The sequence below is a fragment of the Acinetobacter endophylla genome, assembly GCF_053543775.1.
The window spans coordinates 1-25,950 of sequence record NZ_JBLVOM010000246.1; the positions used below are offsets into that span (position 1 = coordinate 1).

34 protein-coding genes and 6 pseudogenes are annotated in these 25,950 nt (G+C 38.7%); 13 read left to right on the forward strand and 27 right to left on the reverse strand.

The features are described 5' to 3' along the window. Positions 1 to 102, forward strand: a pseudogene (locus tag ACNPNW_RS12195) (IS5/IS1182 family transposase); the annotation flags it as partial. A 39-nt stretch (positions 103 to 141) separates the two neighbouring features. Continuing rightward, complete coding sequence (locus tag ACNPNW_RS12200) at positions 142 to 351, forward strand: hypothetical protein (protein ID WP_448767000.1); 210 nt, start codon at positions 142 to 144, stop codon at positions 349 to 351. Between the two features lie 39 nt (positions 352 to 390). Here the strand turns inward: ACNPNW_RS12200 and ACNPNW_RS12205 are convergent, their stop codons facing one another. Continuing rightward, entirely contained in the window at positions 391 to 1,398 is a 1,008-nt protein-coding gene (locus ACNPNW_RS12205; RefSeq protein WP_448767001.1) for an AraC family transcriptional regulator, read from the reverse strand. Between the two features lie 115 nt (positions 1,399 to 1,513). On the opposite strand from ACNPNW_RS12205, the gene ACNPNW_RS12210 reads away from it, so the two are divergent. After that, entirely contained in the window at positions 1,514 to 2,161 is a 648-nt protein-coding gene (locus ACNPNW_RS12210; RefSeq protein WP_448767002.1) for a hypothetical protein, read from the forward strand. Positions 2,162 to 2,392: 231 nt separating this feature from the next. On the opposite strand, the gene ACNPNW_RS12215 is transcribed toward ACNPNW_RS12210, so the two are convergent. Both ACNPNW_RS12215 and hisF read right to left on the reverse strand, forming a co-directional pair. Next, positions 2,393 to 2,836 carry a hypothetical protein gene (locus ACNPNW_RS12215; RefSeq protein WP_448767003.1) on the reverse strand — a complete coding sequence of 148 codons (444 nt, stop codon included), beginning with the start codon at positions 2,834 to 2,836 and terminating at the stop codon, positions 2,393 to 2,395. 53 nt (positions 2,837 to 2,889) lie between these two features. Next, on the reverse strand, positions 2,890 to 3,648 hold the full coding sequence (gene hisF, locus ACNPNW_RS12220; RefSeq protein ID WP_004659983.1) for an imidazole glycerol phosphate synthase subunit HisF: 759 nt from the start codon (positions 3,646 to 3,648) through the stop codon (positions 2,890 to 2,892). A 101-nt stretch (positions 3,649 to 3,749) separates the two neighbouring features. On the opposite strand from hisF, the gene ACNPNW_RS12225 reads away from it, so the two are divergent. The 3 genes and pseudogenes from ACNPNW_RS12225 to ACNPNW_RS12235 form a co-directional block, all read left to right on the forward strand. Next, the gene (locus ACNPNW_RS12225; RefSeq protein ID WP_004659984.1) at positions 3,750 to 4,706 is read left to right on the forward strand and encodes a homoserine kinase; all 957 of its coding nucleotides are present in this window, start codon (positions 3,750 to 3,752) and stop codon (positions 4,704 to 4,706) included. A 4-nt stretch (positions 4,707 to 4,710) separates the two neighbouring features. Beyond that, positions 4,711 to 5,328: a DUF1294 domain-containing protein gene (locus ACNPNW_RS12230; RefSeq protein ID WP_004659985.1), complete on the forward strand. Its 618-nt coding sequence runs from the start codon at positions 4,711 to 4,713 to the stop codon at positions 5,326 to 5,328. Positions 5,329 to 5,359: 31 nt separating this feature from the next. Beyond that, positions 5,360 to 5,458 (forward strand): annotated as a pseudogene (locus ACNPNW_RS12235) (DUF4870 family protein); the annotation flags it as partial. A 54-nt stretch (positions 5,459 to 5,512) separates the two neighbouring features. On the opposite strand, the gene ACNPNW_RS12240 reads toward ACNPNW_RS12235, so the two are convergent. Continuing rightward, positions 5,513 to 6,847 carry an ISNCY family transposase gene (locus ACNPNW_RS12240; protein WP_042084965.1) on the reverse strand — a complete coding sequence of 445 codons (1,335 nt, stop codon included), beginning with the start codon at positions 6,845 to 6,847 and terminating at the stop codon, positions 5,513 to 5,515. A 95-nt stretch (positions 6,848 to 6,942) separates the two neighbouring features. Between ACNPNW_RS12240 and ACNPNW_RS12245 the strand changes: the two are divergent. From ACNPNW_RS12245 to ACNPNW_RS12260, 4 genes and pseudogenes are all read left to right on the forward strand, one after another. Next, positions 6,943 to 7,239 (forward strand): annotated as a pseudogene (locus ACNPNW_RS12245) (DUF4870 family protein); the annotation flags it as partial. Positions 7,240 to 7,251: 12 nt separating this feature from the next. After that, positions 7,252 to 7,563 carry an antibiotic biosynthesis monooxygenase family protein gene (locus ACNPNW_RS12250; RefSeq protein WP_004659987.1) on the forward strand — a complete coding sequence of 104 codons (312 nt, stop codon included), beginning with the start codon at positions 7,252 to 7,254 and terminating at the stop codon, positions 7,561 to 7,563. Positions 7,564 to 7,777: 214 nt separating this feature from the next. Beyond that, positions 7,778 to 8,338, forward strand: a complete 561-nt coding sequence (locus ACNPNW_RS12255; RefSeq protein ID WP_144583734.1) for a translesion error-prone DNA polymerase V autoproteolytic subunit — start codon at positions 7,778 to 7,780, stop codon at positions 8,336 to 8,338. Next, on the forward strand, positions 8,335 to 9,624 hold the full coding sequence (locus tag ACNPNW_RS12260; protein WP_005006021.1) for a Y-family DNA polymerase: 1,290 nt from the start codon (positions 8,335 to 8,337) through the stop codon (positions 9,622 to 9,624). The genes ACNPNW_RS12255 and ACNPNW_RS12260 overlap by 4 nt, the downstream gene beginning before the upstream one ends. Positions 9,625 to 9,779: 155 nt before the next feature. Here ACNPNW_RS12260 and ACNPNW_RS12265 read toward each other — a convergent pair whose 3' ends face one another. From ACNPNW_RS12265 to ACNPNW_RS12325, 14 genes and pseudogenes are all read right to left on the reverse strand, one after another. Further along, positions 9,780 to 10,028: a hypothetical protein gene (locus tag ACNPNW_RS12265; protein WP_005006022.1), complete on the reverse strand. Its 249-nt coding sequence runs from the start codon at positions 10,026 to 10,028 to the stop codon at positions 9,780 to 9,782. Positions 10,029 to 10,062: 34 nt separating this feature from the next. Beyond that, positions 10,063 to 10,524, reverse strand: a complete 462-nt coding sequence (locus ACNPNW_RS12270; RefSeq protein ID WP_005006024.1) for a hypothetical protein — start codon at positions 10,522 to 10,524, stop codon at positions 10,063 to 10,065. Positions 10,525 to 10,546: 22 nt separating this feature from the next. Beyond that, positions 10,547 to 10,774: pseudogene (locus ACNPNW_RS19350) on the reverse strand (DUF8336 domain-containing protein); the annotation flags it as partial. Between the two features lie 10 nt (positions 10,775 to 10,784). Beyond that, positions 10,785 to 11,018 carry a hypothetical protein gene (locus ACNPNW_RS12275; RefSeq protein ID WP_005006026.1) on the reverse strand — a complete coding sequence of 78 codons (234 nt, stop codon included), beginning with the start codon at positions 11,016 to 11,018 and terminating at the stop codon, positions 10,785 to 10,787. Between the two features lie 331 nt (positions 11,019 to 11,349). Then, positions 11,350 to 11,775 (reverse strand): hypothetical protein, encoded by a 426-nt coding sequence (locus ACNPNW_RS12280; protein ID WP_448767004.1) that lies wholly within the window; start codon positions 11,773 to 11,775, stop codon positions 11,350 to 11,352. A 38-nt stretch (positions 11,776 to 11,813) separates the two neighbouring features. Then, on the reverse strand, positions 11,814 to 11,969 hold the full coding sequence (locus tag ACNPNW_RS12285; RefSeq protein ID WP_005006030.1) for a hypothetical protein: 156 nt from the start codon (positions 11,967 to 11,969) through the stop codon (positions 11,814 to 11,816). A 181-nt stretch (positions 11,970 to 12,150) separates the two neighbouring features. Continuing rightward, positions 12,151 to 13,299 carry a hypothetical protein gene (locus ACNPNW_RS12290; RefSeq protein WP_005006031.1) on the reverse strand — a complete coding sequence of 383 codons (1,149 nt, stop codon included), beginning with the start codon at positions 13,297 to 13,299 and terminating at the stop codon, positions 12,151 to 12,153. A 180-nt stretch (positions 13,300 to 13,479) separates the two neighbouring features. Continuing rightward, complete coding sequence (locus ACNPNW_RS12295) at positions 13,480 to 14,238, reverse strand: zinc-finger-containing protein (RefSeq protein ID WP_081311903.1); 759 nt, start codon at positions 14,236 to 14,238, stop codon at positions 13,480 to 13,482. A 101-nt stretch (positions 14,239 to 14,339) separates the two neighbouring features. Then, positions 14,340 to 14,948 carry a hypothetical protein gene (locus ACNPNW_RS12300; RefSeq protein ID WP_005006032.1) on the reverse strand — a complete coding sequence of 203 codons (609 nt, stop codon included), beginning with the start codon at positions 14,946 to 14,948 and terminating at the stop codon, positions 14,340 to 14,342. A gap of 31 nt (positions 14,949 to 14,979) precedes the next feature. Continuing rightward, positions 14,980 to 15,813, reverse strand: a complete 834-nt coding sequence (locus ACNPNW_RS12305; RefSeq protein ID WP_005006035.1) for a hypothetical protein — start codon at positions 15,811 to 15,813, stop codon at positions 14,980 to 14,982. 12 nt (positions 15,814 to 15,825) lie between these two features. Then, positions 15,826 to 16,467, reverse strand: coding sequence for a hypothetical protein (locus tag ACNPNW_RS12310; protein ID WP_005006038.1), 642 nt, complete (start codon positions 16,465 to 16,467; stop codon positions 15,826 to 15,828). A gap of 220 nt (positions 16,468 to 16,687) precedes the next feature. Beyond that, positions 16,688 to 17,218 (reverse strand): hypothetical protein, encoded by a 531-nt coding sequence (locus ACNPNW_RS12315; RefSeq protein WP_005006040.1) that lies wholly within the window; start codon positions 17,216 to 17,218, stop codon positions 16,688 to 16,690. A gap of 200 nt (positions 17,219 to 17,418) precedes the next feature. Next, positions 17,419 to 17,907 (reverse strand): hypothetical protein, encoded by a 489-nt coding sequence (locus ACNPNW_RS12320; protein WP_005006043.1) that lies wholly within the window; start codon positions 17,905 to 17,907, stop codon positions 17,419 to 17,421. A gap of 72 nt (positions 17,908 to 17,979) precedes the next feature. After that, positions 17,980 to 18,414 (reverse strand): DUF6573 family protein, encoded by a 435-nt coding sequence (locus tag ACNPNW_RS12325; RefSeq protein WP_005006045.1) that lies wholly within the window; start codon positions 18,412 to 18,414, stop codon positions 17,980 to 17,982. Between the two features lie 152 nt (positions 18,415 to 18,566). Between ACNPNW_RS12325 and ACNPNW_RS12330 the strand changes: the two are divergent. Further along, positions 18,567 to 18,743: pseudogene (locus ACNPNW_RS12330) on the forward strand (cold shock domain-containing protein); the annotation flags it as partial. Between the two features lie 183 nt (positions 18,744 to 18,926). Further along, positions 18,927 to 19,064: pseudogene (locus ACNPNW_RS12335) on the forward strand (excalibur calcium-binding domain-containing protein); the annotation flags it as partial. A gap of 69 nt (positions 19,065 to 19,133) precedes the next feature. Here ACNPNW_RS12335 and ACNPNW_RS12340 read toward each other — a convergent pair. The 9 genes from ACNPNW_RS12340 to ACNPNW_RS12380 all read right to left on the reverse strand — a co-directional run bounded on the left by ACNPNW_RS12340 (position 19,134) and on the right by ACNPNW_RS12380 (position 25,197). After that, on the reverse strand, positions 19,134 to 19,472 hold the full coding sequence (locus tag ACNPNW_RS12340) for a hypothetical protein (protein ID WP_005006049.1): 339 nt from the start codon (positions 19,470 to 19,472) through the stop codon (positions 19,134 to 19,136). A 157-nt stretch (positions 19,473 to 19,629) separates the two neighbouring features. Continuing rightward, positions 19,630 to 20,727: an adenine nucleotide alpha hydrolase family protein gene (locus ACNPNW_RS12345; RefSeq protein ID WP_005028536.1), complete on the reverse strand. Its 1,098-nt coding sequence runs from the start codon at positions 20,725 to 20,727 to the stop codon at positions 19,630 to 19,632. A 176-nt stretch (positions 20,728 to 20,903) separates the two neighbouring features. Continuing rightward, the gene (locus ACNPNW_RS12350; RefSeq protein WP_005006052.1) at positions 20,904 to 21,380 is read right to left on the reverse strand and encodes a hypothetical protein; all 477 of its coding nucleotides are present in this window, start codon (positions 21,378 to 21,380) and stop codon (positions 20,904 to 20,906) included. Between the two features lie 72 nt (positions 21,381 to 21,452). Then, complete coding sequence (locus tag ACNPNW_RS12355) at positions 21,453 to 21,767, reverse strand: hypothetical protein (protein ID WP_005006055.1); 315 nt, start codon at positions 21,765 to 21,767, stop codon at positions 21,453 to 21,455. 12 nt (positions 21,768 to 21,779) lie between these two features. After that, a complete protein-coding gene (locus ACNPNW_RS12360; protein WP_005006057.1) occupies positions 21,780 to 22,622 on the reverse strand; it encodes a hypothetical protein in 843 nt (280 codons plus the stop codon). A 250-nt stretch (positions 22,623 to 22,872) separates the two neighbouring features. Then, the gene (locus tag ACNPNW_RS12365; protein WP_005006061.1) at positions 22,873 to 23,403 is read right to left on the reverse strand and encodes a hypothetical protein; all 531 of its coding nucleotides are present in this window, start codon (positions 23,401 to 23,403) and stop codon (positions 22,873 to 22,875) included. Between the two features lie 43 nt (positions 23,404 to 23,446). Continuing rightward, positions 23,447 to 24,010, reverse strand: a complete 564-nt coding sequence (locus tag ACNPNW_RS12370; RefSeq protein ID WP_063454734.1) for a hypothetical protein — start codon at positions 24,008 to 24,010, stop codon at positions 23,447 to 23,449. A gap of 146 nt (positions 24,011 to 24,156) precedes the next feature. Further along, complete coding sequence (locus ACNPNW_RS12375) at positions 24,157 to 24,915, reverse strand: Fic/DOC family protein (protein WP_005006069.1); 759 nt, start codon at positions 24,913 to 24,915, stop codon at positions 24,157 to 24,159. 69 nt (positions 24,916 to 24,984) lie between these two features. Continuing rightward, entirely contained in the window at positions 24,985 to 25,197 is a 213-nt protein-coding gene (locus tag ACNPNW_RS12380; RefSeq protein WP_005006071.1) for a hypothetical protein, read from the reverse strand. A gap of 197 nt (positions 25,198 to 25,394) precedes the next feature. Between ACNPNW_RS12380 and ACNPNW_RS12385 the strand changes: the two genes are divergently transcribed. After that, positions 25,395 to 25,850 carry a hypothetical protein gene (locus ACNPNW_RS12385; RefSeq protein WP_005006073.1) on the forward strand — a complete coding sequence of 152 codons (456 nt, stop codon included), beginning with the start codon at positions 25,395 to 25,397 and terminating at the stop codon, positions 25,848 to 25,850. Positions 25,851 to 25,950 lie beyond the last annotated feature (100 nt).

Consider the following 25,950-nt stretch of genomic DNA (forward strand, 5'->3'; position numbering starts at 1 on the left):
GCAAGGAGTTTTGATAGCCAAGTGAATGAGATCCATGCACGTGTAGCAGTCCTTAACAGATTTACGGAATTAGGTCGACCACTTACCCAAGTTACGCCTTAAATTTGGCTCAATTAGGGGCGCTTTGCATTTCAAATCTTTGTGCAACAAAGCCACCTGACCCTGGAAAATCAGGTCGATTGTGTGAGCCTATATGGCAATCTGCAAATAACCAAAGATCAGGTCGGTTTACAGGCTGCCAAGAAGTTGCAAGCCTTTATTAATGAGCTGGTGGCAGCCCTGGAACAGGAAAATCTCCCTGAAAAAATTCAGCGCCAACCTGAACAGGAAATCGAAAATCCATTTCTATAAAAAATGCTTTAAGAAACCATCGTTTCCTTATCAACTTGATTAAGAACTATAAATGGTATTGTTCTTCCGCCACTGTTGTGGGGTTAAACCAGTCCAAAGCTTAAATGCGCGCTGAAAGGCACTTTGTTCTGAATAGCAAAGCAGCAGGGCAATCTCCTGTAAACTCAGGTGTGGGTCTTTTAGATATTCAGTTGCCAGCATAAAGCGAACTTCCTGTACCCGTTCCTGAAAAGTGGCATTTTGCTGTTGCAGGTGGCGTTGAAGCTGCCGAACCGAGACTCCCAGTTTCTTCGCAATAAAGTCGATCTTGTATTGGTTCTTTTGCAGGCCTGTCGAAATGGCATGTTGCAAGCGTTGATCAAGTTGGGTCGAGTTGGGTAATTTGTCCAGAAGCGCCTGTGCCTGCTGTAAAAGTAGTTGCTGTAAGGTGTGGTCTCCATTCCTCAGTGGCTTGAATGCCTCAGCCACAGGCAAAATTAGTTGGGTTCTGGGTTGGTCAAAGCGCACACGGCACTGAAAATATTGTTCATAAACAGAAATATTCTTTGGTGCAGAATTTAAAAAATGGACTTCATGCAGATTGATGCCTTCACCCGACATAAACAGTTTAAGGAACTGTATCATCAAGGCAATCGCAATCTCATCGGTCAGTTGGGTGGGATTGGGTTCGGGTGCTTCCCAGCGAATCGAGACATATGGATGGTCGAATTCCACCAGTAGCGGGCTGCCATCATAAATAAGACGGTGAAAGTCCTGGTAGCGTGCCATGGCCTCACCCAGATTTTCACAGGACAGGGCTAGGTAGGCGATAATTCCCAAATGCTTGGGTTGGACATATGCGGCAATTTCCAGTCCCAAACCTGTCCGTGGATGGAGACGGTTTAAGTCTTCAAGCAGGTCGCGCCAAATGACATAATCAAAGCGTTCAAGGTTTTGAATTTTTTGTAATTGTTCGGGTAAAGCTAGATTTTTAGCTTCACAATAAGTCGCCAGTAAATGACCCAAGCCACCGTAAACTGATCCTGTATAATTCTTGAGTTGAGACATCCTGTCTATTCCTCTTATTGTCGTGTTTTGTCAATATTAATATATCGTATCGTCAATACTCCGCCTACAAAAATTTATATCTTAAATAAAAAGAAGCACAGTATAGGAGATCAAAATGATCAAGGGTTTTGTTGCAGGTTTGGTGATTTTAAACGGTTATGAATGGTTTGCCCATAAATATCTACTGCATGGGGTTCACCGTAAAGGCAAGCCACGTTATAGCCCTGTACCTAAAAGCATGGAGTCGCATTGGGCGCATCATCGTGAAGTACGTAAACAAGATTTCTCAGATGAATGTTATGTGGAGGGCATTGATCACTGGCGTACGCGCCATGAGTTAATGTCACTTGCTGTAGCCGCAGGTGTGGCAAGTGTTGTGTTCTATCCTTTTTCAAAAGGCATGGCGCTTGCAGCGATTTATAGTGCGGGGAATTATTATTATGTTCATCGCCGTGCCCATCTTGAGCCTGATTGGGCGAAGCGTACAATCCCGTGGCACTATGATCACCACATGAACTCGAACCAAGATGCAAATTGGTGTGTTACTCGTCCTTGGTTTGATTATGTGATGGGGACGCGTGTGGTGTCTTCAGCAGATTTGAAAGAAGCTAATCCATTGGGTCTGCCTTTACCTGCACCGATTTCGAAGATATTAACTGAAGCGATTGAATCCGTATTTCCTGCAAAATGGGTAGAACAGAAACCAAAATTGGTGGCCGCCGCTCAAACAGAAGAGATCGAAAAGGTATCGGTTGCATCTTGATAAAGCGTGAAGAGGGTATTTTGACAAAATATGATGCTAGTCGTGTGTTTATGTCGTGAATTGTCAATAAAATTGGTTTTTAATGTCAATATTTTTGCTGAGTTTCTCGCTACCTTAGCTCAAGCCTTTTTATTGCTTAATATTTATCCAGATTTGCTGTATTTTGTTTACCCTCTAGCGTTGTATAAACGCAGTTTCCATACCTTGTTCCGCAAGGTATTTTTTTGCCTGTTAGTTTTGTAAGCTCAAACCTGTCAAAAGATAGCGTGTATTACTATCTTCAAAATTGGGTGAATACTGGAAGCATATTTTCTGATTAGGTTGAATTTGAGCCATGATTGGCAAATGTTTAGCAACAGCACGAGTACGTGCAAAAACAAAAATCTGTCCTTGTTCTGTTTTAAACTCATATAGGATTTGAGTCCAATTACCATTCCTTGAATAATGCTCAATGCTTTGATATTGAGTGAAAATTCCACAGTGGTGTTCTTGCTTGGGACTATTCACTGCAAAATAATAGTAAATTTGATGAGCATAAACGTATAAAAATATAATACTGGGAACGCTTATAAGAGAGATTACAACACTAAGAAAAACAGACTCCTTATGTTTGAGCCAATAGATAATCAGACCTATACAACCAAAAAGAATAATCCAAACTAAAGTTTCATTCATATTTTTTCAGCTAAAGATTTAGGCGTAACTGAAAGCTACGCCCGTTATAGACTTTAGAGACGCATCTCAATCCCTTGCTCAGCAAGATATTGTTTTGCTTCAGGAATGGTATGTTGACCAAAATGGAAAATAGAGGCAGCCAGTACCGCATCTGCACCGCCTTTCAAAATTCCGTCAGCCAAATGTTGTAAATTGCCTACGCCACCTGATGCGATGGTCGGAATATTGACACGATCATTGATTTGACGCATCAAGGCTATGTCATAACCAGCTTTGGTTCCATCGGCATCCATACTGGTAATCAGCAATTCGCCCGCACCGAAGTCAGCCATTTTCACAGCCCATTCAATCGCATCGATTCCTGTGGGTTTACGACCACCGTGGGTAAAGATTTCCCACTTATTTTCGCCAGTTTTTTTCGCATCAATTGCGACCACAATACATTGTGCGCCAAAACGTTGAGAAGCTTCTTGAACAAACTCAGGCGTAAATACTGCTGCCGAGTTGATACTGACTTTATCAGCACCCGCATTTAGTAATAAACGAATATCTTCAACTTTACGGACACCACCACCTACAGTTAAAGGGACAAACACGCTTTCAGCCATACGTTCTACCGTACGGTAAGTCGTATCGCGTCCATGATGGGTAGCAGTAATATCTAAAAAGGTAATTTCATCGGCGCCTTGTTCGTTATAACGACGTGCGACTTCAACAGGGTCACCTGCGTCACGAATATCAAGGAATTGAACGCCTTTGACGACTCGACCATTATCAACATCTAAGCAAGGGATAATACGTTTTGCGAGCATAAAATTTTCCAAAAAATCGCCAATAAAGAAAGGGGTGCTACACCTTCATGGAGGGAACAGGTATTCTATCAAACTTCACAGCTATTTTTTGCAGGTTTTCCATGTCGGTTTATACCCCGTTGAGTTTAGAAGAAGTTCAAGCATTCGCTGAGCCTTATGGTTTAGCGATCATTGAGCTGATTCCAATCCAAGGCGGTATTCAAAACACCAACTATTTTTTGGTGGATCAATCACAGAAACAATATGTTTTAACAGTTTTTGAAGAATTAGATGCTGAAGGGGCAGGTGAACTCGTCCCAGTACTCGATTGTTTAGGGAAGGCGGGTGTGCCTGTGGCTGTACCATTAAAATATGATGGTCAGGCAATTCACAGCATTGCAGATAAACCTGCTCAGATTGCACCGCGCTTGATGGGGGAACATCCTGAAGAAGCCAGTATTAAGCAAGTACAGGCGATTGCCCAAGCGCAGGCAAAATTGCATTTGGCTTTGCAGGGCTTTCCTTTGGAACGTGATTTTAATCGCAATCATCAATACTGGTCAGAAGTGGCAAGCCAATTACGTCCTCAATTGATTCAAGTAGATCAACAACTTTTAAATCAGGTCTTTCATTTATTTACAGTGATTACGCAAACCTACCCAAACCGACCAATAGGCTTTATTCATTCCGATTTATTTCGGGATAATACCTTGTTTGAGGGTAATCAATTACAAGGCATTCTTGATTTTTATGAACTGAATCAAGATGAATGGCTGTTTGATATTGCAATTAGTATCAATGACTTCTGTACCGCTTATCCACAAGCCCATTTGGATATAGAAAAAGCTGAGGCATTCTTAAGTGCTTATCAAAGCATTCGCCCACTGACACAAGATGAATTGGCTTGTCTGGATATTTTTCTAGCAATGGCTGCTTGTCGTTTTTGGAGTATGCGTTTACAGGTTGCACAGAAAAATGCAGCAGAAGGGCGCACAGGTGAAGATATTTTGCAAAAAGACCCCATGGAAATGCGCATGATGTTACAAAACCGTTTACAACAAGTTTTAGGTTTAGGGTAGGAATATGCGAGATCAAGGGCGTTTAGTTGAATGGTTCGATGATAAAGGCTATGGCTTTATTCAACCCAATGATGCACATAAAGATCGTGTCTTTATCCATATCAAAGACTTTGCTCGCACAGGGCCGCGCCCAATTGTGGGGTGTGCCTTGGAATATGTGGTCATTTTGGATGAGCGTGGTCGTTATCGCGCTCAGCAAGCAACTTATTTAAAAGCATCGCAAGTGATTGAACATCGTCGGAAACCGAATACGCCTTCATCGTCTAAGCGTTGGTCAGCGATGCAGATTGGTATTGTGATTTATATTGTATTTATGCTGATTGCGAGCTTTAGCAAGTTATTGCCGCCGTACACTTTGTTGTTTGTTAGCTTGATGAATGTCGTTAGTTATTGGTTGTATGCGCAAGACAAAGAAGCAGCACAATTGGGGAATCGACGCATTCCAGAGCAGACTTTGCATATCGTGGATTCTTTGGGTGGTTGGTGTGGAGGGTGGCTTGCTCAGCAAAAACTGAGACATAAAACACAAAAACAACCATTTCGTAAGATTTATTTCTGTACCATAGTCTTTCATATATTGTTGATATGTTGGTTAATTTCTCCACTCAATGTGTTTTATTGATTGAGGGAGTTTGTTTTGGAGATAAATAAAAATGAATTATTCTGTTGACCAAGATCCGAATCGCACCTTAACTTTGGTGCTCTATGTACTTTATATCATTGCAATTTTTACGGGCGGTCTATTCGCGATTTGTTATTCACCAATTAAAATGTCTATGTGATAAACCATTTAAAATGTCCTGTTTTTAACCACAAGAGTCAAGCACAGGATTTAACTTTCTTTGTTCAATAACAGCTTTCTGAGCTTTACGACTCGGCATACTTTTCTTGAGACGGGAACGTTTATTCTGTTTCTCCAACTCTTCATGTTGTTGCTGGATATGCGCCAGAACTGAGCCTAATCTTTTATTCTCAACCACTTCATTCTGCTGTAGTCCAGCCAGTTTATTGAAGACGCTATAGTTGATCTTCCGTCCTTCATGCATGAGGGCCACAGTGCCATCCGGGTACTCCAGAAATGAAATGTATTGCCCAACAAGCTTATGATTCAGCTCTGTCGGTTCAAGCAGATAAATACACTTGTCATAGGTGATGGTTAGGTTCTTCGTGACCTTACGCGGTTCCTGCCAAGTGAATATATCCTCCAGCTCAGCATCAGATTCCGTTAAAGATCGATGTAAATTCTTCGAGTTTCTCGCACACTTGGCAAACTTCTGATTGAAGTGCTCAATGAAGCAGGGTAGCCATGCATTGGCTTCGGCAATTGAACTGATGCCTTCCAGACGCATCTCCTTGATCAAACGGTCTTGAAGGGTTCTATTCGCGCGTTCTACGCGACCTTTAGCCTGTGGTGAGTTGGCAAAGATAATATCAATATTTAACTCGTTCAGAATCCGCCCAAATTGCGTGATCTGGCTGTCTTTCCTGGATTTCTGATTAACTCTGAATACCGAATGTTTGTCGCTATAAAAGGCCAGAGGTTTGCCGTATTGTTCAATGTAGGCTCGGGTTGAAAGCATATAGTCGAAGGTGGTTTCCGCCTCACAGAAGCGTAGATGCAACAGCTTTCCAGTGGCATCATCGATATACACCAATAAACAGCACTTAGCAGCGCGTCCTTCGAACCAGTCATGATATGAGCCATCAATCTGGATCAGCTCACCGAAGCAATCCCGGTTATAACGTGGCTGATATGGACGTTTAAGGCGCTTGGATCGCGGAATCCAGAGGTCATTGGCCATCATCCAGCGCCGAACCGTTTCTACCGGGATATTCAGGTCAAATATGCTGCTGAGCTTCTCATGCGCCAAGGTAGGTCCAAAGCCCAGCAGATGTTCAGAAATAATGGAAAGACATTTTGATTTTAATAACTCATCATGGCGATGATGGCCAGGTTGACCACGACTGGCATGTGCCAGACCTGAAACACCGTCTTGATTGAGTTTCTGCAATAACCGGGTAATTTGACGAGTGGAAAGATTCAGGATTTCAGCAGCACGGACCTGGGTAATACGATGATCTCGAACGTCTTGCAGAACTGCAAGACGTTGAATTTCCTTGTCAGACATAGTGATCAACATCTCTAATTTATATCCAGTCCATGGTGATAAAAACCATCATAAACCAGACATTTTTATTGGTGAGAATATAGACACTTTAAATGGTTTCTAACACGATTATTGCGTTAATTATTAATTATGTAAAACGTACTGATGTACAAGGTTCAATTTTTGAGAGCCATTTTACTTGGCAAATTCGTACCTTTTGGTGGTATTTGGCTTGGACACTTTTTGCATTTTCTCCTTTTCTGTTATTAATTTTTACTGGAAGTAATCTAGATTCATCTACGATGGTTGTGATATTTGGGTGGATATTCTGTTTTATTACCATTGTTGTTACTTTTATTTGGGGGTTATATAGAGCAATTCGTGGTTTAATCGCACTCAATGATAATCAACCCATGTACCAATAAATTGGATCAACTATGATTATTGAACATGTACATTTAAATATTAAGCCCGATCAAAGCGAGGCTTTTGAATCCGCATTTCAAACCGCGAAAGAGATGATTTATCCAATGGAAGGTTTGAATGCTGTACAGCTCATTAAACATGTCGAAGACCATCATCGCTATATTTTGATGGTCTTTTGGGATCGTATCGAAAATCATACTGAAGGTTTTAGGAAATCGCCTGAATATCAGCAGTGGAAAGTATTATTGCATCCATTCTATGAACAGATACCAACGGTTGAATATTATCAGCCACAGATGTTGTTAAAAAAGAAAACACCATAGATTATAGAAAAGGGAGCACTATTTAGCTCTCTTTTTGTTTTTCTAATAACTTAAATTTCAACTCACTGACTAAAACACCAAGCATTCATAAGATAGACGATCTTTATTCTAACTCCAAGGATAACCCATTGTGTATTGGTAACTTTTAAGAAATATTTGAACAAACATACAGCTCTCAATACAATGGGTCTCAAATCATAGTAAGGTTTTTTTCATGTCTACTTGCAGTTCAACGTCAGGAAAACCTGAAACGAAAGTTATCGCATTTAGCGGTGCAAATAAAAAGATAAGCGATATTCTTGACCTCGAGCACGTCAGATCTAACTCGCTTTTACAAATTCCTATTGCAGCTGAATTATTATCAGCTGGATTTCCTTCACCAGCACAAGATTTTATTGAAAAGTCGGTCGATCTCAACGAAATGCTGATCACCAATGAGTACTCTACGTTTATTGGTAAAGTAGGCTCTCGTTCCATGCTAAATGCTGGTATAGATATTAACGATAAGCTCATAATCGATAGAAGCTTCGATGCCAAGCATCTAGATATTATTGTTGCTCAGCTAGAAACAGACTTTACCGTTAAGCGGTTGATGATCACCAAGCAAATGTCAGCTGGTGAAATTAATGAAATTTTTGGTCCAGATGCAAAATCTATCCCTCCAGTTTGGCTTAAAGCAGAAAACGAAGAGCACTCACATATTTTTCTAAAACCTGAACAGGAATTGATTGTGTGGGGCGTAGTGACTTACATCATTAAAGACGCACGAAAATGACAAACCGGGTATTTATTCATGTTGATATAAATTCGGCATATTGTTCGATGGAAGCATTTTGGAACCCTAAGTTAAAGGGTAAACCATGCGTTGTCTTAAGCTCTAATGACGGAACAATCATCGCGAGAAGCGCTGAAGCTAAACTCTTAAAAATCCCGATGGGTGCACCACTCTTTAAGGTCCAAGACATCATCAATAAACATAACGTTCATGTGCTATCGAGCAATTTTGCGCTGTATGGCGAAATGTCACGTCGTTTTCATGGAATATTATCTGGTTTTGTAGATCCAAGCTGTTACAGCATTTACAGCATTGATGAAGGCTTTATAGAATTTACTCAATTTACTAAAAACTTTGATGCTACTGAAATGGCACGGGAGATTCGGCATCAAGTATATAAGCTTATTGGCTTAACAACGTGCGTGGGTGTTGGTAGAACACTGACTGAAAGTAAAATGGCCAACAACCTTGCCAAAAAGAATCCAGAATTAAATGGAATCTGTAATTTAGTGACAATGAGCCTGGTAGATGTCGAAAGCTACTATCAAAGCATGCCAGTTGATGAAATATGGGGTGTAGGGCGAAAGTACGCTAAAAAGCTTAATGACATGGGGATTTTAACTGTGCTGGATCTTGCAACATCCAACCCGAATCGAATGCGTGAACTCTTCAATGTGAATATGCAAAGTACGATTTTAGAATTGCTTGGCCAGTCATGCTTTGAATTTGAAAGTTCACCTAAGGCGAAACAACAGATTGTCTCGAGCAAATCTTTCGGCCAGAAAATTACTGAGCTCTCAATTCTTCAAGAAGCCGTCAGCAAATATACCCATAATGCATTCAATCGGCTTGTTGATGAACACCAGCTTTGCGGATCTCTGATTGTTTTCTTGCAATCCAACCCATTTGACCAGTCAAAACCGTATTACAGCAAGTCGTTAACATACACGTTTACCCAACCTACAAACAATTTGATGCAACTTGTTAAAGCTGCCACATCACTGATTGATAAATTGTACAAAGAGGGGATAGAGTTTAAGAAATGTGGCGTGATGTTGTGTGAATTGATAAAAGAAGAACATCGCACGATCGGCCTACTAACTGACGTAGAGCAGCTTGAAAAAGAGCAAGCGTTAATGACGGCGTTTCAAAGCATTCAAAGTAAGTTTGGCAAGGCTAAAATTGCTGCTGGATCATGTAATCTGAAAAATAGAGATTGGGAACCTAAGTCAGAACGTCAAAGCCGTAACTATTTTAGTGAGGCTGGTATGATTGTCTTCAATTGATTCATTTGAGGGAATTTGTTGGCAATGACGGGGATGGTCAGACTCGAACTGACATTCAAGGAATTAAACCTTTGCTTTAATGAGATTGATCAGATCTCAAAACCAATTGGCTACACCCTCGGAAATATAAGTACTTTTACCTCCAAAATAAGAAATTAAGATTGCTGATAGCTTCTTGGTGATTCAGCTGGTGTACCATCATCATATCGCCAAAATAAGAAGCTTCCACTCCATTCGACATCACCTGAAGCATAGTCACGGATCTTATCGCTCCAGCGGATAGGTTTAATTTCATGGTCTAAGAATTCATCCCACACAATAAACGCCGTGCCATCTTTGTTTGGGATTTGGTCCTCGATGAAGAACCAGGGTGACTTCACATCACCAGAACAGCGTTTTGTCATTTTGTCTCTCTCACACTTTTGAGTAAGCCTCAAATTAATTGAAAAGATCATGAAAACTGTTTTGAACGTCAGACCGTGCGATCGGCGCTGTTTCTTGCTGCACAACTTCATCAATCAAATAAGCAACAGGACTTACAGATTGGCTTTTTGTGAAAGTCGGTGCACCAACTTCAGCGATAAACTTCTCGCTAATCGGTTTTTTTATTTCTAAGCGATACACACGGCGCAGCTTGTTTAAGCAATCAGACATCGATCCATCGCCAATACCGTGACGGGTTTTCTTGTTATCACGAGTCTTAAACGTGAAGTATGGAAAATGTTTGGCCATGACTGCAGTAATGTCTTTACCAACCAGGTAAATGTGGCTGTGTGTTTCGTAGAAGTGGGTAAATGACGCCTCTACGTGATAAGCAGCCAACAAGCTTTTTGCTTGTGGGTCAGTGATAACCGATTTAACTTGGTTAATCATTTTTTTGGCAATTGTTTTGTTATTCATGATGAACACCTTATAAATTTGATTAATTAGATTGAGTTAATGCTAGTTGCGTAAAAATACGTGATAGGCACACTTTACATGTAACAAGGTGCGGTACCGTGTCCACGGTAACATCACCTACTTTCATTTTGAATTCTTTCTTTGCTTCATCTGCAGGGAATAAGCCTCCAGCTGAGCACAAGTACTGGTTTTTCTCACGAACCAATTTAGATCCTGAGTAGTCTTCAGCAAAAACCAAGTGAGTCACTGTATTTGATTTCTCACCATCGCGTTGCTAAAACCTTGGTGGACCATTCCTCCCACAAATTGAACTTTTTAGCTTGTTCAACCATATGGTGCAGATCTGCAGTAGAAATTCTAACTGATGGCATTGAAGGGTTATTTACTGATTCTGGCGCACGAGTTACACGAACAAGTTCTATAACTTCATGAGCTTCAATTGGACCATATTTGCGATCAAGGTTTTTGCTCAATAATTCATTAATAGTAGCCATTTCAACTCCAAGTTTTAAGCGTTGTGCTTCTAATTGTTAATTTTAAGATAGAACCTAAACCAAAAAACTTTTTTGAAATTATTTATTATTGTTTTACTGATCCTTGCTGCGACTTTTAACAGATAGCAGCTAAAAATGGTAATGAGGATGCTATTAAAATGATGGAAGCAATTAAGGAACCATAAAAATAAGCATTGATCCTGGTGCGCCAGATCTAGCGCTGGCCACAACCAAATTTCTAAACCTTTTTTTAATCAACTAAAAAAACATCGAATGCGGTTTTCAACTGCCAAAAAGTGAAGCAATAGACATGCTTCACTAGTTATTGTTATTAAACTTCAGTCAATTCATTAATATCTAGGATATGAACGCCGTTTGATGTCAGTAGCCAACATGGGAGGGTATGTGCTTCAGTGACTTGAAGTATGAGGCTTTTAAGAGTGTCACTAGATTTTTTGCAGTAAAGGCAATCAGGCTCAGGATTGCTACCATCATCATCAATCAATGGCGTGTCAGCAATTAAGCGGTATGAAGCATACTTAATGATGTCAATATCATCGGCATTGATTGGCTCTTTTGAGATTAGGAGTACTTGCTCTAAGCTGAATGCTTCAGGTTCAATCCATTTAACCTTGCTGGTGTTTTCAATCTGGTAACTTAACTGAGTGCCATCAGCAAAAAACACGACAAATTGACCATCTTCAATGTGCTGTACTTTAAAATTGCATGGAATGGTGAATGTGTTGTAGTAATTCATGGGGTTTCTCCAAGTTGTAGGCGTTGAGCCTAAGTTGATTAATCGTTTAAAACAGATTCGATAAAAGAGAGTATTTCAGCTTTAAGAGATGCTGAAATGGTTGCAGTATTTAACTGGCTTAAATACATATCAGCTTTGTCTTTTATTTCTTTTGACGTTGCGGTTTTACGAATTAAAACTAATGTATTCCACATATTAAAACCTTTAAGGATAGTGATTAAATCTATATTCATTATACAAAGCGCAATAGCTGTTTAATTTTTCTTAAAATTTAAAAATTCAAAACCTTTTTAATCAATTAAAAAACATCGAATGCGCTTTAAAAAATGCCCAAAAGAAAAGGGATAAGGTTTTACGCTTATCCCTGTTTGGGTTTTAGATATGGCAATCAACAATCGTGATTATATAGTCGCTTGGAAAGCTCTTGAGCAAGGCTTGGTTTTTGTTTTCCCAATCTTCTTCCTTGCGAATATCCTGTCCAAACATGCCACACTCTGAACCTGTCCAGTCGCCTATTTCATCACCACTGGTCGCATCTAAGAAACAGTATGTACCGAATGGGTTTGCTGATTTTTTAGCTACGAATTCTTCACGGCTCACCAAAAATTCATCAAAATCATAGCCACTCAAGCCATAAAACTTATCAGTGTCATTGGCTCTAATTGTTTTGATTGAATCTTGGTTATGATAAATGTCACGCTTTTCATTGACTGTTTCGATTGATTCATCAGCCCACAATTCACTTAATGGACGCCAAGTACGTGAAGCATCACCGATACATTTTTCAAAGTAGTCATAAACACGGTTGGCTTCGGTTTTTAAACGGTTGATTTCGGATTCAAAATCAAGCTCACCAATCGGGCAACTATTCACATTACGTCCATCAAGACGCAACAGCATGTTTTTCCAACGTCCTCCGATTTCATACCAATCGTATTTCGGATTCGGGTTGGTGGTGGTGAAGTAATCGACCACTTTGCCATCAGCATCAAGCTCTATCCATTCTGTCCAACTTTCATCAGGTTTTTCACCTGTCAAAACAGTTGGCGTAACTTCTTCGTTATACCAATTAATGAACTGTTGAAGCTCAAAGACTTCAGTACATGGCACATCTTTTTGATGCCATTGAATGAACATGCCTAAATCACGAATGCGACTTGAGTACGTACCATCATCGTTTTTGACCTGTACCACTGATAAATGCTCACCGCCGTTCGGGAAGTCAGCAAAAATATCACCTTTGTTGTTTTTGATGGCATCAAGCTCTAAGTCTGTTGCATCACGCACGAAACGAGGGTCGTCAAGAAACGCATAGCGTTCTTCACCATCATCTAAGATAGGCTTTGAGTTTTTCATCAAAGTGATTTCTGTCGATTCGTATTGGTCTTTAATTTCGTCCAATGATGATTCTGAAATGCAATATTTGTTTTTAATGCCTGAGCATTCAAATTCGTAAAATGGTTCTAGGGCATCTACAACATCACCATCAGGGGTGGTAACTACTGCAACTGTGAAATGTGACATTTTAAAATCTCCAAGTTTTGAGCCGTGTGCTCTACATCTGAGATTCCATAATAGCTATTAAGTGGCGTTTATAACTTTTTCTTAAAATATAAATGAAGCTGAATATAACAACGGTAGTGGTTCAGCAATGAAAATATTTTAATCAATTAAAATCACCGTATACGTTGAATAAAAGTAATATCAATTATTTCTATTTAATGAAATAAAATAAGGCTCACATATTAAAATAACCTGATTACATAGATCTATATCAAAAAAAGCAATGTGGCATAAATGGTGCGATATATTTAACTTTTCTGATAACCACTTATAGCCTAATCTTCTTGCTTGGTTTTTTGTTAGGTTCGGGTGTGTAATTAACTTTCTTTGCCATAAGTTATCAAAAAAATAATGTGCTTTTTTTCTGCAAGCTCTAAGTTCTTCATCTGCAATATATCCTAATGGTCTACCATCGCTATTAATTCCAACATACTTTGAACAAATAGGGCATATATAAGATTTATTTACTAATTCTAACTGAACTTCGCATTCAAGACATTTATATGATGGTAGGTGAATATTATTATGCCAGCCAAACTTAGACTCTATGCTATCTAGTGGTGCGGATATTTTATTTAATGGGCTATTTAAATAAACAGATAATTCTTTTAGAACACCAACATTGTTGCAACTATTAGCCCACCACAATAAAAAGTTATATTTCTGCTTTAAAATAACAATATTTTGAGTCTGGTTTTTCCAATACTGAAAAAGTACATTTATGTGTCTACCTTTAATCTCATTTGATCTAAGCCTGAACGTGTTATATCCGAATGATTTTAATATTGCATCACATTCTTTTATTAAGTAAAAGTTGTAATGCATCAGGTGATCTTCATTTGTATTTTTACTTTTATTCTGTTTTTTATTTAGTTCATTAAGCTGATAACTTAAAGTCATAAGGAATCCTATATTTAGGGTTTATAATTTATATGTTAAAGAAAATAAATAAAAGATGGCAATAATTAATAGTTGCCATCTTTTTGAGTTCTAGTTAATGATTAAATATATTCTTCAACCGTACTGGTCATAAGTTTTTTCATCTTGTAAGGTTTGTAATGAGGAACATAACAAGGCTTGCAAACTGATTCATAGGTTTTGGTATCAGAATGATAATAAAAACGATCCAGTGGTTCATAACCGTTGCAATGATGGCAATAACGCTCAAAACCCAATGAAGTGAAGATCATCTTCTCCATAAATGCTTGTTTTTTATGTTTTGCTTTAAGTGTGGGTGAGTTTTTGACTTCACAAGAACAGATGTAATCTTGGTAATTATCTAACTCTGGTGATTCTTGGTATATACAAACAAACCGACTTAAGACATTCGGATCAAAAATATTCCATTGCTGGTCATGTTCTGAAAATAGGAAATATCCATCTGCACCTGATGGCATTTCTTTACTGTATTTCGAGTAATGGATAACATGTTTTTCCGTTGGCTCAAAGTCATTCAGGAACATTCTCAAGGTATTGATGTTCGGGAATTGGACTTTCATTAACTGTGCTTGAGTCACCAGATTGGATCTTGATTCGTAGTTCACCAGAACCATAATTTTACGGCTTTTGTCGATTCTGCCGATGATGTAATTATAGATATGATCAGACATTGTATTTTCTCCTATTCCATAGAGATCCATGTTAAGAACATGGATCATTCCCAAAAAATGCAATGAGATCGTTGCTCTGGTAGCTAAACTGCAATTCGATGTAGTCCATTTTCAGTGTGCTATCTAAGTACGGTGTAATGTCGAGTTGCACGAATGAATCAATAAATTCACTTTCTGCGCCATACGCATCTATTGAGCCTTTGAACAGCTCCAGTACATTGCATGTTACATAGTCGCCAATTTCTGATTTATGTGTCTTACATGATGGTAGGAGTGCCAAGTCATTCAGGATCACTTGAACATGAGTGCCATCATATGAGCCTTGATATAGGCTGTAATGTTTTTCAGGATTCAAGATACATTCAAGAACTAAATCAAAGTTGTTGCTGTAAGAGTTACGCATAGCGACATATACACTTTCTGCTACTGGCTTTTCGACTTTGGTGAGAGTGATTGAGTCTGAATACTCATGAGCGAACAAAATAGGGTCGTCTTCGTCTTGTTCTTCATCTGGCTCAATGTCCAGTAACGCCAAGCGTCTATCTTTGGTTTCTTGGTCGAGAATTTCCCAACCATCGATAGATAAAGTACCGCCGTCAGCAAGTTGAATGAGAACAGGGGTTTCTTTGTCCTGATCTGAATTGTCCAGAATGGTGAAGATCCCTAGTAATCGAACCCATGAAGTGATTAACTGGCAAATGGGTAGGTTTTCATTAATTTCATGGCGATTCTTGCAAGACTCGCTAAACATCGCCAGATTTTCAGGGTGATTAATATCAATATAGACATTGTGCAAAACAGCATCAGCACTGGTGTTGTTTGGTGCTTCGTAGCTCAATTCAATCAAAAAGTATTTTTTAGACATGATCAATATTCCTTAGTACAAAACTTCAGTGCCAACAACGCAATCCAAAAACCTACCTTGCAGATCAAACACAAAAAATTGTTGCAGTTCTTTTTGTGTCGAGTGGATGTTAAAAACAGGCACAATCAAGCTGTCTTTTTCAAATAGGTTATGGTTGTTAATGACGAAATCATGAGCTGAATAGCAATGACCTTGCAGATATACACCGCAACGCATCAGCTTATCTAAATCAAAAGATTGAGAGATGTAGTGAACATCTTCTGGTGCATATTCACTGGCAATATCTCGGCTATATGCAAGATTGACTTGTTTGACCAAGCTTTGTTGAAAAAAGTCGCTGTCATGCACTTCTGAACGTGCGATGTCAGTAACAACTAAAATGGGTTGTGTTTCCCAAAAAATGCTGAGTAATTGATTAAAATCAAGATGTTCAGGGAATTGAACTTTTGAAGTAATCACGCCCCAATCATCAAGGGTTAAAGATAGAAAGTTTCCGTAATGATCACGCGGAATAACCGTTAATACATTAAGGTCTTGATGCAATTCTTCGTTATACGAAAAATCAGCAAGGGAATGACCTGTATTTAATTCAGGATTCACAATAATGTTTAATGTTTTAGAACGGTTTGTAAAAAAATCAAGTACGCTTTTCATATCTTCAACTCCAAGTTTTAAGCAATTGCTTAGGTATGAATTAATTATATCTGTGAAATATCCCTTAAAAACTTTTCTCAAATTACTTATGGAACTGGCAATGAAAAATTTCAATATTTTTTTAATCAATTAAAAAACATCGTATACGTCATTAAATCTAATGGCATAAAAAAAGAGGGTAGACCTTTATTGGATCTCCCTCTATTTGTTTAATGGTTTCTTATGACAGGTTGTTTTTAAAGTACTCAATCAGTCTTAAATAAACAGTGTTCGCCATAAAATGTGAGCTATGCAGCGCATTAAAATCTGCGACATCTTCAAAACATTCAGTCAGTAATGCACTGGCGAAACCTTTATTCCATGTATTGAACTTTTCCAGTTCTGCATCTGACAGCAAATCATATTGAATCATGTCATTAATGGCTTGGTGTTGTAAATTTATCGCCACATCCATGACTTCGCCCTCAATCAATGCATGAGAATCATCAGGACTGAATCTAAATGATTCGTGAGCGTCTGCGATGGCTTGAACCTGTAACGGTGCATTGACTTCAATGCAGTAGGCTTGTGACTTATGTTGGTGAAATAAAACGACATCCAGTTCAATGTTAAAAATAAACTGCGGATCTGCTTTGGTTGCTACGCCAATCACATTGATGACGCAACTTGGTAAACCGTCATACGCTTGGGTGAAGCTTTGTAGCAAGTGGCGCACATTAGCAGTACCAGTATTAAATTTTTGTAGTTGCATTGTCGTATCTCCAAGTTTTAAGCAATGAGCTTTGATGTATTCATTATATCGGTGCATGTGGCCTGTATAACTTTTCAGTAAAAGTATTTCGGCTGATAGGCTCATGATTTCAAGTTATTTTTAATCAATTAAAAACACCGTTTACGGCCATCATCTTATGAAAGGAATAAGCTATGGGTGCTTATTCCTGGTGGGTGTGATTAGTGCGGTTCTACGTCATACGTGTTTTCATTTTCTTTAAGTCTGGCTTTTTCACGCTTCAGTCTTAAACGCTCTTGATGTTCCCTGTACAGGTTGGTGAGTTGACCGACTGGCAAATGTAGAAACTTTAGATCAATGTTTCTTACCCAGCTATTAACAGCAAACTTTTTGCTTTTTTTAACGTCTGGTATTTCGTAATGATCACCCTTGATTGCGCCTTTTACGGCATTTAACACGAGATCCGCGGTAGCTTCATTCCAGCACTTGAATAATTTAATGCCTTTAAACGCCTTATATTTAGCTGGTACTTTTTCACTGTACTTAAACAGCTCTCCAGTAGATGTCACGGCGATAAACCAGTCACAACGGACAAGCTTCATCGTTTCTATACGTTTTAATTCGTTTTTTTCTCTTTGTTGTTCTATTGCTTGCATATTTGCAAAGCCGAATAGGTCAAGGTTGTCAATTTTCATAGTAGCCATTTGCATTTTTAATACCTCTCAATGAACGTTCGGATCTCAAAAAACCTAGCATTGGTTGGTCAATGCTAGGTGTTGTGTTTATTGGTCTTCAGGCATCATAAAAGTAATGATAGGCTCACCATTCACGCCAGGCCCAACCGTAGCAATATTGGTGATTAAGGTGTCAGAAAAGGTATGCGGTGTATCTTGTAGAGCATATTTAAACTTAACGCTTTGGTCATTAAGTGCAACTGAACCACGAACGCTCATGTTCAACATATCAAAGATGGTATATCCCATTAAATCATTGATTTTTTCAGCATCAGCTTCCGTACCATTCGGAAAAATTGCTTTTGCAGCTGTCAGGTGCTTGTTATACAAGTTGCTTGTAATATAAACAGGGAACTTATAGAACTGTTTGCAATCTTTGGCATGTTCTTCTTTATCGCTAAGGCAAAGAATCACGCCCTCTTCTAAAGCGTCTTGTAAAGAAAAAACAGTGATGACTTCAGCACCAGCGAAAAAATTATTCATAATAGCTACTCCAAGTTTTAAGCAATTGCTTTTGATGTTTTAATTATAATAAATCCATAAACCTTAAAACTTTTTTTTAAAAAAAAGATAGTATTTATTCAGGTTTAATAATTATAATTAATATAGCTTTTAATATATATTTGAGGTTTTAGGTGGTACTAACAGGAACAATTAAAAATTATAATATTGAGCGTGGTTTTGGTTTTATATCCACGAGTAATTTTGGTGATGTATTTTTCCATATTAAGGATTTTCAGAAAGGTGAACAGCCAATACCAGGTCGAGAGGTTTATTTCGAGGTAGTTAAAAAAGAAAATAAAAATAGGGCAATCCATGTTTACTATTCCGACCATGAACAAACGCAAGACAAGCAAAAACCATTGCCAATATATCTATGGATAATTTTTATTAGCATAGCTATTGGGGTGGCATATCTAGGTAGCATTCAATTAAAGAAATATCTATATAAAGATAATCAAACTACAAATGCTATATATCAAAAGCCAGTAGCCTATAAATGCGATGGTCGTAAGCATTGCTCTCAAATGCGATCTAAAGAAGAAGCTGATTGGTTTGTGAAAAACTGCCCAGATACCATGATGGATGGTGACGGCGATGGCGATGCCTGTGAAAATGATTCAAGGTGGTAGTTGTATAGTTTCAGACAATAAAAAATGAGCTATTAATACTTAATTAATAACTCATTCCTTAGGTTGATTTTAGATTTCTGCCAGTGTTTTACCGTCTTGTAATTCATTAATCTGCGCCAGTGTGACAGCTTGAGCGTCATATTCTTCTGTCACATACGATACAATTTCTTCTATTGAGCATTCACCAACTACACCCCAAAGCGTAAAATTGGTATGGGTTTTTTCATTCCAGATCTGCTCAACTTGTTCTAGATCCAGATGTCCAATACTCACCAAAAGGTCATAAGCCAATGCCCAATTTTCGTAACGGCTGACAGATTCATCAATGATAGGATCATCAGACATTAAATAGGTCATCATTGCCTTAGCTTTACAGAACTTTTGCATTGTTTCGTTTAAAGTTGTCATAAACATCATCTCATATTGATTGGTTTAAAATCATTTTATGCTGACAGGTGGTGTCAAAAACTTATTCAAAAACAAAATTATTCCAAACCATTTTTAATCAATTAAAAAACATCGCTTGCGGTTTTCATCCTAAAAAGGTGCCAAAAGGCACCCTAATTTACAGCGATCCACAACCCTCCTTGTTGAATGCGCCTGGTGGAACCGTCCAGTTATCCGTGAACACTGGTAGGTAATAACTTTCAATTTTGGACTGTACCAGTGCTTCCATATCCTGAATGTCGAATGGCTCAATGCGATTGCTCAGACTGACGACATCGATCTTTGAGCGACTGATCGTACAGTCAAACTTTTGTTCATAACCAGCGATCAGCTGAGCGCGTTCAGGGTAGTAGGTGCTGATGGTTGACCAGATTTTAGGACTGTTGAAGATACAGGTCATGCATGAGCTACGGCCCCAACCTAAGCGATATGGCACTGGTGGCGTAACCTTGTACTTCTCCAGTAACGCCCATACTTGCTCTTCAGTGAAGTGAAGCACGTTCTTCCACCAGTCAACGCGTCTTGCTTTCTTACCGCTTCTACGGTCGCATGGGTGCGGTTCTAGCTGGTTGTACTTACTGCGGTTTGGTGACTCTTCACGGCGTTCACCAGTGATAAAACAAATGTTCTTGCCGTCAAAACGTTCTTGGTTGTTCAATGCTCTGCGTCCGACATCGATCTTTAACGCTGAAGAACACCAGCGCGTCATGAGGCTGGCTGCTTGTTGTGGGAACTTCAAGCGTGTGCCTGGTTTACTGCGGTTGTTATCGCGTTCAAGCTTAATTAAGCCCTCTGGTGTTTCTACGAAGTGGGGTTTTGAGTAGCTGTTTTCTTTGAGCATTTCGCCAAGGAAACCGCCCTCGAGCCAACTGAAGTACAATGGTGTGTCGAATGCCTGAGCGAATGCTTTGGTATAGTTTTCCATGAACACCCAATCCATGAACGGCTGGTTTTCTTCATCAATTTTGTGGTGCCAAAGCTCAATTTTGCTTTTATCTACTCCAGCATCCAGTAAGCGTAAATACGCTGCAATCGAATCCTTACCGCCACTTAAGCAGACAATAAAAATGTCATAGATACTTAGATCGATGTCTGGTGCTTCATGAAAAACATGCTCAGCCAGTTCTTTGTTTAGATCGGTACCAGACAGCAACTCCAGTTGCCCGGCTATTGTGGGGATGATGACTTGATCATCGTACTTATGCGCTGTATTCATTCGACTTACTCCAGATTTAAGGCTTTGTGCCTTGCTTGCTATGGATTAAGTATAGAGGGGTGTACCAGGGGAAAAACTTTTCTCAAAATTTAAAAATATCGAGATATTTTAATCAAATAAAATCCATCGTAAGCGGTTATAACGCCTAGCAAAACGGCATTGCGCCGTTTCGGTGGTTACTTATATTTTTGGATGATGCGTTCAATAAATCGAATCATTGTGTCCTTATCAATTTTGGCCTGGTCGTAATTGTCATAGCTAAACATCACCAAAGCATCTTCCTGAGTGATGCCAAAAAACTCACGTACTGCTTTCCACTGGTAAACGACTGGTACAGTGACAACAGGCGCATCTTTTAGCTCTTCATTGCTGAGTATTTTTTCATACATGAAGATTGGCCCAACAGAACCATGAAAATTGAAACCTAGATTTTGGAAATACTCGACAGACGTAGCCCAACCAATCAGGCATCCTACAATATTTTTATCTAACAATTCTTCAGTGGTGAAACCTGAAAAGAAATCGGTGTGTTGTTCTGTATGGCTTGCGTCATAATCACGCCAAATGTCGAAATCAAAGCTTTCATCAGGAATGACCTCGATCACTAGCTCAATCAGCTTTTCTAAACGCTCAACGGTCGTTGCTTTGTTCATATCTGCTCCAAGTTTTAGGCGGTGTGCCAAAAGGGGTAGCGGTACATACTGGCGCACGTACCGCTGTTGGACTTACAAATCCAGTTGAATTAAGAACAGTGGTAAAGGTGCATCACTGTCTTGTGTAATGAGCATAGGCAAGAAGAAACTAAATCCCTCAAAAAACACGCCCATGTCGTAATCATCTTGAAAATAAAAGGGCTGTGAAGTGATACTGACATTCTCAATAGCACTAATTAGTGCCTCGATGTTGGTATGTTTTGCTGTATCGATCACATACACACGAAAACCGGCTTCTGTGGTGTTCGGTATCTGTTGTACTTGCTGTGGCAAGTAAAAGCCAAGTTCGTTGATGGCACTGACGAATTGCGGATTTTCAATTTTCATGGGTAGGTTTCCTTATTGAACTACTTTTGCGTTATTTAAATTTTGCAATGCGATATGCGTTAAACGTTGATTAATGATTTCGTCATACGGCGAAATGAAATCCTCTTGCCAGTTATGCATGAGATATTCGATCGGGTATGTTTCCAGATATTCTTCTAATGCTTCATTCGGCTTAGGAACGAAAGCTAATGGCTCTTTAATGTTGTAATTGCTGGCGATGTATTCCAGTGGATCACAATCACCTGGTACGTTGACCGTAGCAATAAACTCAAGATAAGCACCATCGGGGAAAAACTTATTGAAGCAATCAACCACAACAGATATTTCACGGACTTCATCATCATTTAAAGTGAACTCACGGACTTCTTTATCCAGTGCAACAATTGAGCTAGATAACAAATGGTCAAGGTCTTGTGGACGGATGTTTACACGATCAATAACATGGTTGATATGATCAATAATCTCGTCTTTGATTGGGTCTTCAAAAGCGTAGTTGCTCTCAAAAATAATATGATCGACATCTTCATAATTGAGTCCAAAAAACTCACGTACTGCTTCAGAACCGCGATAAACAACATTTGTTTTGAGTTCTTCATAAGTGAATGGCTCACCAGTATTCGCACGGAATGGCGCATAAAGGGGAACGCCGTCAAACAACATGAAGTTAAGTCTTCTAAAAGTAGCATCAGCTGTCGCCCAACCCATGACGCAACAATCAGCATCACTAAGTAAAAGCTGAGCAAAAGTCACATTTTCGGTTTTTGAATCCGTGCGCCATTTGTCCAGATCAAAACGTTCATGTGGTACTTGCTTAATAATATTTTTTAAATGATTTAGCTTATCTAGTTGATGCATTAGAGGACTCCAAGTTTTAAGCAATTGCTTTCGATAGAGTCATTTTATTTAAAAAATACTAATGAATAACTTTATTGGAATTAATTAACCGACCTAAAACACGTAAAGGATATTTAAAATATTTTAATCAATTAAAATCATCGTATACGTTTTAAGCCATGCTTAGACAGCGTATATACCGGTCTATTTTTCTAATGCAAAAAAAAGAGTACTTAAGTTCGGACTTAAATACTCTTAATGAGTTGGGGCATTATTCCCGATTGGCTAAGTTGAAAAATAGTGAATACATTGCATTCTTAAATAACCAAAAGGTGAGGGGATTATCCGCTTCATCTTTAGACTGGTGGCGAATGATATTCCAGTTGAAATACTTTTCTGAATAGCCCATGTGAGTGACATAAGCAAAATTACGAACGTCATTTTCTGAAACGTATTGGAATGCTTGTTTAAGCTCATTTTGGGTGTTTTGTTCGCCGTCATGGTCAAAAGCATCAGCTTCTAAGATAAGTTCGCGCATGCCGACCATAGCAAGGTATATGACTGCTTCAAAGTCATAGTTCATCATGCGTAGGAAGTGTTTTTTCAAAAAGGCTTCGTCAATGTGTTCAACTTCTTTGTAATTTTTAAGTGCGCTTAGACCATGCACACCAAAGATATATTTAAGTACACGAAATTGAGCGCATAACGGCAAGTTTTCACCCTCCACATGTGAGCAAAGGGCGGTGTAGCGGTTCATGTCGATGACTGAGCTTAGAGATTGTTTTAAAGCGCCTAATAGCATTGTTATATCCTTTTTCGGGTTTTGTTTATTGTATGGTGTACGGTTAAGCAAGAAATGTGTTAACTAAATGAGTTGTGTCATGGTGTTGAGATAACTTTTCGGCATCCATGTCGTTATGTTCTTCATAGATAGTTTTTAAGGTTTTGATGGTTTCATGCATCAAGGTTTCATGATGCTCAGTATTGAATTTGAACTTGTGGCACTCTTTAGCAAGGGATACACGAACTTTGAATTTTTCTAAAAATTCGATGGTTTTATTGGTGGTGTCGCTTTCACATCCAAAGTAACAAACATTATCAATATGCAATGTGGTTGTTTTCAGCATTAATGGATTTTTATCAAACACAAAATAAGCAAAAATGCAGTTTTCACGACTGTTGTAAGTAATGTAAGACTTCTCAACATTAATTGCGTCCACTGATTTAAACCAAACAACGCCATCGTCATAGGTTTCAGCATGGCTTGAGAAAAGCATATAAATTAAGGTGTCGATAATTTCTGCGGTGCTGTTGCCGATAATTAAATGATTCAGACTTGAATCACTTCCGTTTGTAAATTGGTATTGAGCGACCACTTTATTTGCAAATTGATGTGCTGTGTTATTCATTATTCATCTCCAAGTTTCGGACAATATTTTCCTAAGGTTTTATTTTAATCTGAGTCACTTCATTATAAATTTTTCTCAAAAAAAAAAGATTCTTTTTTCAAGAATCTTTTAATCAATTAAAAGCTATCGTATACAGATTAATCTAATTATCCGTAACTCGGTGAATCATCATCATTTGATTTATCCTGGTCATTTTCCTGTTCTTGCTCTTGTTCTTCCGTATTTTCAAGCTTCAGGACTAGATCGTATGGTTCAATGATATTGTCCATGACTTTTAAAAGGTAAGAGAGGTCTTGTTCCATCGGTTCTAGGTTTTCATAGTTTTCACCGACATAAAGCTCTTGATCTGTCAGTGAACGTTTAAACGCATAGTTCCAATCTGATACGGCGACCTTGCTATATACCATGGTGTAACCAGCATCATTCGCCAGCTGGTTCATCATCAGTTTAGCAGCGCGACCGTTACCCTCTTCAAAAGGGTGAGCTTCATTTAACTTGGCATAAAGCTGAGTGAACTCTTGCACAAACTGGTCTTTGTCCAAACCTTTCAGGTGGTCTTTTTCTTTAACCGCCTGTGAGAACTTATTCAGTTCATCAGGGATCAGGTTTTTATCTAGGAAATGACCGATTTCATAATTACCGTTCGGGTCGATCGCACGTTTAGAAATGTCGTCCAGACGCACTTCTCCAGCCCAATCGTAAATATGCTCAAAGATTTTTTCATGGATTTTAGAGAGGTGGTCGAGATCGTAATTGCCACGTAACGGCGAAATTTCCATTTTCGCTATTCGATGTTCCGTGATTTCTTTTTCCAGTGCCTTTTTATAGTCGCCTTGCGCTTGGCAACTGGTAGGTTGAGATAAGATGTCTTTCGCATCTAAATAAAACTCAAGTTTATCGTCCATATTGTTCTACTTATGAGTGATTGGGTTTGGTAATCCGCTGTAAGCTAGATTAGGTTGTATTCGCGATGATTAGGCTTTGTTTTTAAGTGCATTCCATTTCTTCATCAATGCAGCTTCTTCCTCGTCAAATGTTGTTTGACCAGTTGCTAAGCGCTCCATACGTGCGTTTGATGATGCTTCACATGCTTTAACAATGTGAGGGGAGAACTCTTGAGCTACATTGCCTTGAGCAGAACGGTATGCAGCACGTACACGGTCTTCGTATTTTACTTCTTCAGACATATCGGTTTCCTGTATCAACAATCTGTAAATTACAATAATTGTAACCCCAAACAAGGGGGCGATTCTTGCTAAATTGCGTATAAACAATCTTATTGGTATATACCGATTAACAAAATCAAATAAGATTAAAATTCCAAAAAAATCAAATATCGTATATTAAGTATATAATTTAAGTATATACAGGAAAGTCGTTAAACATGAACGTATTCAAAACACTAAAACTATCTGCAGTTGCAATAATCTCAGTGTCTATGTCGTGCGCTGTTTTAGCTAATAGTTCTTTAAATAACCTGAATACAAACAGCTTAAAATCTGCTGTTGCGCTTTCTCCTACTGCTGAAAACAAACGTAAAGTTGAGCGTTTACTTAACACTAAAACACCGTACCAGATTGAAACTGGTGCGGTACTTAAAAAAGTGAAGTATTCAAAACACTTTAATATGAACGTTCAGATGTCTAGCAAAACTGCAGATAAATACTCTTCTGATGAAACTGACTCTTTAAACCGCTTTGTGAATGAAAAGATTCATCCGTTTTATTGCTCTGTATTCGCCAATGCTCCAGTTAAACCAGATCTGTATGTAGACATCGTGGACAATCAGGGTAAATCATTCTTTGGAAGTGCTGAGCGTTATTCAGATACTTGCCAATAGTTTTAAGGGCTAAATATTACATAGATCTGTTAACGCCGTTTTAGGCAAAAAAAATAGACCGCTTAATTGCGGTCTATTTGTTTTTATACTGACACCTAAA